General features: G+C 58.3%; 5 protein-coding genes and 1 pseudogene. 1 reads left to right on the top strand and 5 read right to left on the bottom strand.

The window, feature by feature from the left end; genetic code table 11:
• Positions 1-26: 26 nt before the first annotated feature.
• Positions 27-1,493, bottom strand: a pseudogene (locus ACFFAR_RS17150) (catalase).
• A gap of 320 nt (positions 1,494-1,813) precedes the next feature.
• Here ACFFAR_RS17150 and ACFFAR_RS17145 point away from each other — a divergent pair.
• Positions 1,814-2,788 carry a fimbrial protein gene (locus tag ACFFAR_RS17145; RefSeq protein WP_174364841.1) on the top strand — a complete coding sequence of 325 codons (975 nt, stop codon included), beginning with the start codon at positions 1,814-1,816 and terminating at the stop codon, positions 2,786-2,788.
• Between the two features lie 65 nt (positions 2,789-2,853).
• Here ACFFAR_RS17145 and hydA read toward each other — a convergent pair whose 3' ends face one another.
• The 4 genes from hydA to ACFFAR_RS17125 all read right to left on the bottom strand — a co-directional run.
• The gene (gene hydA / locus ACFFAR_RS17140) at positions 2,854-4,332 is read right to left on the bottom strand and encodes a dihydropyrimidinase (protein ID WP_174364840.1); all 1,479 of its coding nucleotides are present in this window, start codon (positions 4,330-4,332) and stop codon (positions 2,854-2,856) included.
• A gap of 40 nt (positions 4,333-4,372) precedes the next feature.
• Positions 4,373-5,881 carry an NCS1 family nucleobase:cation symporter-1 gene (locus ACFFAR_RS17135; RefSeq protein ID WP_062003644.1) on the bottom strand — a complete coding sequence of 503 codons (1,509 nt, stop codon included), beginning with the start codon at positions 5,879-5,881 and terminating at the stop codon, positions 4,373-4,375.
• Between the two features lie 122 nt (positions 5,882-6,003).
• Positions 6,004-7,296 (bottom strand): NAD-dependent dihydropyrimidine dehydrogenase subunit PreA, encoded by a 1,293-nt coding sequence (gene preA, locus ACFFAR_RS17130; protein WP_174365299.1) that lies wholly within the window; start codon positions 7,294-7,296, stop codon positions 6,004-6,006.
• Between the two features lie 35 nt (positions 7,297-7,331).
• On the bottom strand, positions 7,332-8,452 hold a 1,121-nt coding region (locus ACFFAR_RS17125), incomplete at its 5' end, for an FAD-dependent oxidoreductase (RefSeq protein ID WP_174365298.1).

Raw genomic sequence — 8,452 nt, 5'->3', positions numbered from 1 at the left:
CAGTGGCTTACAGCGTGAGACCGTCCTCAGGGCAACGCGGTTTCCGAAACCGGCGCCGGCTTGCCAAGCGCATTGCGAACGCCTGATCCGTAAGCGGGATCGACCTTGTCGAACAAGGCCAACTGACGCTCGACGGTCTGGTCCGGAACACCAGCAATCGCCTCGCCGATGTTGTTGAACAAGCGCTGCTTTTCTTCTTCATCGAACAGGTTGAACAACGCGCGTGCATGGCTGTAGTAATCATCGTATTCACGATGGTCGTAGCGCTCGACATCACCTTCCACAGCGAGTGGCGGCTCGTTCACCGACGAATCTTGCGGGAACACGCCAAAGCGGTTCGGCTCAAAGTTGCCGTGCCGCCAAGGTTGCCGTCGGTACGCGTTGCGCCATCACGATGATAGGGCACGTGTTTCGGATTGACCGGCGCGTTCACCGGAATCTGATGCTGATTGATGCCAAGCCGGTAGCGATGCGTATCGCCATAAGAAAACAAGCGGCCCTGCAACAAGCGGTCCGGCGAGTAGCCGATACCCGGCACCACATTCGCCGGCGTGAATGCACGCCTGCTCCACATCGGCGAAATAATTCTCCTGATTCTTGTTCAATTCGAGCATACCCACATCGATCAGCGGAAACTTCTTTTGTGACCACGTTTTTGTGATGTCGAAGGGATTCTCGTGGTGATTGCGCGCCTGGTCTTCCGTCATGACCTGAATGCAGAAACGCCACTTCGGGAAGTTGCCGTTTTCGATTTGATCGTAGAGATCGCGCTACGCGCTCTAGCGGTCTTCACCGATGATTTTCTTCGCCTCAGCATTCGTGATGTTCTCTATGCCTTGCATCGACTTGAAATGGAACTTCACGTAGTGACGCTGATTCTGTGCGTTGATGAACGAGAACGTGTGCGAACCGAAACCATGCATCTGCCGGTAATTCTTCGGAATGCCGCGATCACTCATGAGGATGGTGACCTGATGCAGCGACTCGGGCGTCTGTGACCAGAAGTCCCAGATGTTCGCGGCGCTACGCATGTTGGTGCGCGGATCGCGTTTTTGTGTATGGATGACGTCAGGGAACTTCAGCGGATCGCGAATGAAAAACACCGGCGTATTGTTGCCGACGATATCCCAGTTCCCTTCTTCGGTATAGAACCTGAGAGAGAAGCCGCGCACGTCGCGCTCGGCATCGGCCGCGCCGCGCTCACCGACAACCGTGGAAAAACGCAGGAACGCCTTGGTCTCTTTGCCGATGGTATCGAAGACTTTCGCCTTGCTGTACTTCTCGATGTCATGCGCAATTCTCAGCGTGCCGAATGCGCCTGATCCCTTCGCATGCACGCGGCGCTAAGGAATCACTTCGCGGTCGAAGTGCGCCAGCTTTTCGATGAGCCAAAAGTCCTGCAACGCGATGGGACCGCGGGGACCCACGGTCTGCGAATTCTGATTGTCGCCGACCGGCGCGCCGGACGCCGTAGTCAAGGTATTGTTTGCCATTGGTGCGCCATCTGGCTTTATGCGGGCGGGCGTTGCACTAAGCGTTGCGCTTAGTAGTCGTCGTGACCGGCAACATCCATGCAATCTTTAGATCGCGGTTTGCGAGTTTAGCAACGGCAGTGCTTCGTCGGGAAGTGACGTTCTGCCTCGGCAGGGCCCACATACGGATCTTGTCTCGGATCAGACATAGGATGGAGAACAAATCAACAGATCGTTCTTGCCTGCAAAACCACCACTCATGATTCCCACTTGCCCGTTGTGCAGACAAAGCTTATGCGAATAGACTCTGACGACTCGGTAGCCGGTCTAACGGAGGTGCAATGAATCCAACATATCGGTTCTGGTCACGCGCCTTGCGAGTGTTCTTCATTGCGATGACCGTGATGTCATCTCGTATGGCTTTGGCGGATTGTCCTACTACATCAGGACTTCCACAAACTATCGATTATGGGACGCTCGGCATATCAAACGCCCTGCCAGTGGGAGCCGTCATACCAGGCTCGGAACGCAGCTTTCGTATCACTGGTTCCTGTTCCGCAGCGACTACCTACAACAAAGATGTAGTTGCATGCCCTACTGGCAGCGCGACAGCAGTGGCAGGAATGACGGGTGTCTACAATACTGGCCGTGCAGGTATTGGCATGCAAATGCTGGACCAAAACGGGAAGGCTCTCGTTGGCACGGACACATGTTCCCCCAGTTCTTCGTTAGGCAAAACCGACAGTACAGGCAAATTCGATCTACCCGCGACTTTCCAGTTAATCAAGACTGGACCCGTATCCACGGGTCCCGCGCCTTCCGTAATGTACTTGACCGGCGTTCTGAACACCGGAGTAACGTTGAACAACGGTAACAACAAAATCACAGTCAGCTCTTCGGTCGTCATTCGCGAAGTGACATGCTCGGTTAAAGCGGGCACCGCAAACCAGACAGTGTTTATGTCCTCGGCGAGCGTTCGATCTTTGGCATCGACCGGGCAAACGTCTCAACGAACACCGTTCCAGATAAGTATGACCTGCAATCCCGGGATTGCAGTAAGCGTTAAATTTGAAAGCGCTACAGGAGATTCGGGAGTACCTTCAGTCCTCGCCTCTACAGGCGCAGCAACAGGTGTAGGCGTGCAATTGCTCGACGCAACGGCAACGCCCATTGTGCTTGGTCAAGTACTTCCATTGATTGCCGTAACAACAGGGAACGTGACTTTCCCGTTTTTTGCGCAATATTACCGCCTGTCGACATCGGTCAGTCCCGGACCTGTGAACGCGGCGGCGATCTTTACGATGAGCTACCAATAAGAACAAATATTGAAACGCATCAGAGGCGCCGACAAAAAAGTAGATCGGCGCTTGTGGTTGGATATTTACGCCGCTTTCACAACCTTGTCACCCACACGATGAATCGGATGCGGCTCCTTCAGGTGATTGGCGATGCGGGTTGCGTCGAAGTACGCACCATTCGGCGGACGCTTCAGATATTGCCCCGCACCCTTGACGGCGCGCAAGTCGCCATCCGCCCATGCATGCGCGCCGCGCGTGAGCGTATGCGTCGCCTGACCCTGCACGGTCAAGCCTTCGAACACGTTGAAGTCCACCTTCTGATGATGCGTCTTCACCGAGATCGTCTTGCTCGCAGCCGGGTCCCACACGACCAGATCGGCATCCGCACCCACCTGCACGGCACCCTTGCGCGGGAACAGGTTGAAAATGTGCGCCGCATTGGTAGACGTCACGCGCACAAACTCATTGGGCGTGAGACGTCCCTGGTTCACGCCGTAATGCCAGAGGATCGCCATGCGGTCTTCCACGCCGCCGCAACCGTTAGGGATGCGCGTGAAATCCTCGCGTCCCATCGCTTTCTGCGACGCGCAAAAAACACAATGGTCTGTCGCCGTGGTGTGAAGTTGCCCTGATTGCAAACCGCGCCATAGTGCCTCGCGATGTTCACTCGTGCGAAACGGCGGGCTCATCACGTGCGCTGCGGCACGGTTCCAGTCGGGATCGCTATACACCGATTCATCGATAACAAGATGCCCCGGCAGCACTTCCGCGAACACCCGCTGGCCTTCGCTGCGCGCACGCGTGATGACGTCGACGGCATCTTTCGATGAAACATGCACGATGTAGATCGGCACGCCCAGTACTTGCGCAATGCGTATTGCACGATTGGCCGCCTCGCCTTCGACTTCGGGCGGCCGTGACAACGGATGCGCTTCCGGCCCGGTAAAGCCTTTCGCGAGCAACTGCTTCTGCAGTTGAAAGACGAGTTCACCGTTCTCCGCATGAACCGTCGGTAACGCACCTAGCTCCAGTGATCGCGCGAAGCTGTTCACGAGCACTTCGTCGTCGGCCATGATGGCGTTCTTGTAAGCCATGAAGTGCTTGAAACTGGACACGCCGTGTTCACGCACGAGCGTTCCCATGTCCCTGTACACCGACTCGTCCCACCACGTCACGGCCACGTGAAAACCATAATCCGCCGACGCCTTTTCCGCCCAGCCGCGCCATTCGTTGAAGGCTTCCATCAACGGTTGCTTCGGACTTGGAATAACAAAATCGATAATGCTCGTCGTACCGCCGGCCAACCCCGCTGCCGTGCCGGTATAAAAGTCGTCGCTCGCTGTCGTTCCCATGAACGGCAGCTCCATGTGCGTATGCGGATCGATACCGCCCGGCATCACATATTGCCCGGATGCATCGATGGTTTCGGTACCCGCCGGCACATCGAGGTCGAGGCCGATCTGCAGGATCGTGCCGCCTTCCTTCGGGTCTGCGCACAGCACATCTGCACGATACGTGCGCTCTGCATCGATGATCGTGCCGCCGCGAATCAGGATCGTCATGTTGCGTATCTCCTGTAAGTCCTGTGAAGACCTGCGAAATTCAGGCGCGAACGACGCGCGCCGTCGGGCTCTTGCCCATTTTCATCCACGCGCCATATACGATCGACGCAAGCGCGAGGCCCACGAACCATGCGTACGTGTAGAGCGTGTTGAAAAATGCGGGAACGTTAGGGAACGAAGCGGGAAACGCCGTGTGCAGGAAACCCGGCAAGTTCGGCAACACGCCCACGAGCAATGCCACCACCGCTGCCATGTTCCAGCCACCGGTATAACTGTACTCGCCGTTCTCGTTGAAGAGTTCACGCGTATCGAGCCGCGTGCCGCGAATCAAAAAGTAGTCGACCATCAAAATGCCGGCCACGGGTCCGAGCAACGCGGAGTACCCGACGAGCCAAGTAAAAATATAGCCCTGCGTGGTCGCGAGAATCTTCCACGGCATCATCACGATCGCGATCAACGCCGTGATCATCCCACCCACGCGATACGAAATACGCTTCGGCCACAAGCTCGAAAAATCGTACGCAGGGCCCACGAGATTGGCCGCGAGATTGCAGCTCATGGTATCGAGCGTGAGGATGATCAGCGCCACACCTACACCAATGCCGGTCATGCGGCTGGTGAGATCGATCGGGTCCCAGATCGCCTTGCCGTAGATCACCACCGTCGCCGACGTCACCACCACCGAGATCACCGAAAGCAGCGCCATGGGTGCAGGCAAACCAATCGATTGCCCGATGATCTGGTCCTTCTGCGAGCGAGCGAATCGTGTGAAGTCGGGAATGTTCAGCGCAAGCGTGGCCCAGAAGCCGACCATGGCGGTAAGCCCTGGCCAGAACGTCGCCCAGAACAAACCTTCCTTCTTGCCGCCTGCCACGAATTGCGACGGCTGTGCGAGCATTGCACCGACACCGCCCGCCTTCGATGTCGCCCACCACACGAGCGCGAGGCACATGACGATCTTGATCGGTGCGGACCAGCTTTCAAGAAAGCGGATGGAATCCGTGCCGCGCAAGATGAAGTACAACTGGATCAGCCAGAAAAACAGAAAACATGCGAGCTGGCCGAGCGAAATGTCCAGGAAGGGAATCGGCGCGCCATGCGTCGTATTGCCGGCCAGGATGTTGAGCAACGTGTAGATCGCGCTGCCGCCCAGCCACGTCTGGATGCCGTACCAGCCGCAAGCCACGATTGCCCGCAGCAACGCCGGAAGTTTCGCGCCCTTCGTTCCAAACGATGAACGCACGAGCACCGCATACGGGATGCCATGTTTTGCGCCCGCGTGACCGACGAGCAGCATGGGTACGAGCACGATCATGTTGCCGAGCAACACGGTTATCACGGCCTGCCACGGCGACATGCCCTCCTCGGTCAGGCCGGCGGCAAGCATGTACGACGCGATGTTCATGACCATGCCCACCCAGAGCGCCGCGAAGTGATACCACTTCCAGGTGCGCTGCGCAGGGGTGGTCGGCGCCAGGTCGTCGTTATATAAACTGCTGCTGGCGCCGGCCGCGAACTGCGGGTCGACGGAATGCGCTGTCTGCTTCATCGAGTTGATCTCCTCAAGATCGTTGCGGTCCGCGCCCGGGATCGGCTTATAAAACAGTTCGGGCGTCGGCCGTCTGGGGACGTCTGGTGACAAGCGCTGGTGTTTCGTAAAGCATCTGAACTCTATGCGGCCTTGACGCTTTCTTCAACGTCGGCGACCACACGAGCCGGGTTGTTCGGATGCGTCGTCCAGTTCGCGTACTCGCCGGCGTCCACGCGTTCCATGGTGATGCATTGCTCGACCGGACACACGTGCATGCATAAATTACACCCGACGCATTCGGAATCCATCACCTCGAAATGGCGCTTGCCGTCTTTCTCGCGCATGATCGCCTGATGCGCGGTGTCTTCGCAAGCAATGTGACACAGTCCGCACTGAATGCACTTGTCCTGGTCGATGCGCGCCTTGATGTCGTACTTCAGGTTCAGGTACTTCCAGTCCGTGACATTCTGGACGGCGCGGCCACGAATATCGTCGAGCGTGGCGTAGCCTTTTTCGTCCATCCAGTTGGACAGGCCGTCGGCGAGATCGGACACGATCCTGAACCCATAGTGCATTGCGGCCGTGCAGACCTGGACATTGCCCGCGCCCAGGACCATGAATTCGGCGGCGTCACGCCACGTCGAAATACCGCCGATCCCGGAGATGGGCAAACCCGGCGTTTCAGGATCGCGCGCAATCTCCGCGACCATGTTCAGCGCGATCGGTTTGACAGCCGGGCCGCAGTATCCACCATGTGTGCCCTTGCCGTCGACAGTCGGCATGGGCGCCATGACGTCGAGGTCGACCGCGACAATCGAATTGATCGTGTTGATCAGCGACACGGCATCCGCACCGCCCTTGTACGCCGCCCTTGCGCTCGTGCGGATATCGCTGATATTCGGCGTTAGTTTCACGATGCACGGCATCCGCGTGCCTTCCTTCACCCAGCGCGTGACCATCTCCACGTACTCGGGCACTTGCCCGACCGCGGCGCCCATGCCGCGCTCGCTCATGCCATGCGGGCAGCCGAAATTCAACTCGACGCCATCGGCGCCGGTGTCTTCGACCAGCGGCAAGATCCACTTCCAGTCGCGCTCGTTGCATGGCACCATCAGTGAAACGATCAACGCGCGCTCCGGCCAGTCGCGTTTGACCTCCCTGATTTCTTTCAGATTGATATCAAGCGGACGGTCCGTGATCAACTCGATGTTGTTCAGCCCCGCAATCCGCTGGCCGTTCCATTGCACGGCACCGTAACGCGAACTCACGTTCACCACATGCGGATCGAGCCCCAGTGTTTTCCAGACTACACCGCCCCAGCCCGCTTCGAACGCGCGGTTGACGTTGTAGGCTTTATCGGTGGGCGGTGCGGATGCGAGCCAGAAAGGATTGGGCGAAGTGATACCAACAAAATTGTTGCGAAGATCGGCCATGAGCTGGCTCCATTATCGTGGGGTGTTTATCAGCCTCAGGCTGCCTTGATGGCCGTGGCCGCGAACGACGCACTGATGGCCTCTGCCGCGAGCTTGCCGTCCTGCACGGCCTGCACCGTCAAATCGATACCGCCATGCGCCGCACAATCACCGCCGGCCCACACGTTGGGCAGCGATGTCCGGCCGCCCGAGTCCACGGCAATGCGGTTGCCGTCGAGCGTGAGCAGATCGGCGTCGATAGCGTCGGAAAGGAGGGTTTGCCCGATGGCTTTCAGCACCATGTCGGCTTCGATCACGAAGCGTTCGCCTTGCGGGTTCTCGAACTCGACACCTGTCACCTGATCGCCTGCATTCAGCAACCGCACGGGCCTGGCGTGCGTGATGATCGACACGCCGTTGTGCTGCGCGAACTCGCGCTCCGCCCACGTCGCGCCCATGGTTTCCACGCCGCGCCGGTATGCCATCGTCACAGCTTGTGCGCCGAGCTTGCGGCTCTGTACGGCGGCGTCGATAGCCGTGTTGCCGCCGCCGATCACCACCACGCGACGTCCGACCGGCACGCTTGCGAGGTCCTCGGCCTGACGCACCTGTTCGATGAAATCCACCGCGTTGTACGCGCCGTGCAATGTCTCGCCTTCGAGTTCGAGCGATCGCACGCCCGCGAGGCCGATTGCCAGGAACACGGCATCGTGCTGTTTGCGCAATGCGTCGAGCGTGATATCGCGTCCGAGCATGACATCGTTCTTCACTTCAATGCCGCCAACCGAATAAAGCCATTCCACTTCGCGTTGCGCGAAGTCCTCCACCACCTTGTATGCAGCGATCCCATATTCGTTCAGACCGCCGGGTTTCGCCAACGCATCGAAAATCGTCACGCGATGCCCCGCGAGCGCAAGCTTGTGCGCACATGCCAATCCGGCCGGCCCCGCACCCACTACGGCGATATGACGTCCGGTATCGGCTTCGCGCTTGAACAAGGGCTCGCCCCGGCTCATCGCCCAATCAGTTGCATGGCGCTGCAACGCGCCGATAGCAACTGGTTTGTCATCCTTATGATTTCGGACGCACGCACCTTCACAGAGGATTTCTGTTGGACACACACGCGCGCACATGCCGCCAAGCGGATTCGCGGAAAGGATATCGACCGCCGCGCCTT

The organism is uncultured Caballeronia sp. (assembly GCF_964243625.1).
Classification (GTDB): domain Bacteria; phylum Pseudomonadota; class Gammaproteobacteria; order Burkholderiales; family Burkholderiaceae; genus Caballeronia.
This window is presented reverse-complemented; position numbering and strand designations above follow the sequence as displayed.

Excerpts from the sequence above, each read along its gene's own strand:
- hydA (WP_174364840.1), bottom strand. The coding sequence starts at position 4,332 with ATGACGATCCTGATTCGCGGCGGCACGATCATCGATGCAGAGCGCACG.
- ACFFAR_RS17145 (WP_174364841.1), top strand. The coding sequence starts at position 1,814 with ATGAATCCAACATATCGGTTCTGGTCACGCGCCTTGCGAGTGTTCTTC.
- ACFFAR_RS17135 (WP_062003644.1), bottom strand. The coding sequence starts at position 5,881 with ATGAAGCAGACAGCGCATTCCGTCGACCCGCAGTTCGCGGCCGGCGCC.
- preA (WP_174365299.1), bottom strand. The coding sequence starts at position 7,296 with ATGGCCGATCTTCGCAACAATTTTGTTGGTATCACTTCGCCCAATCCT.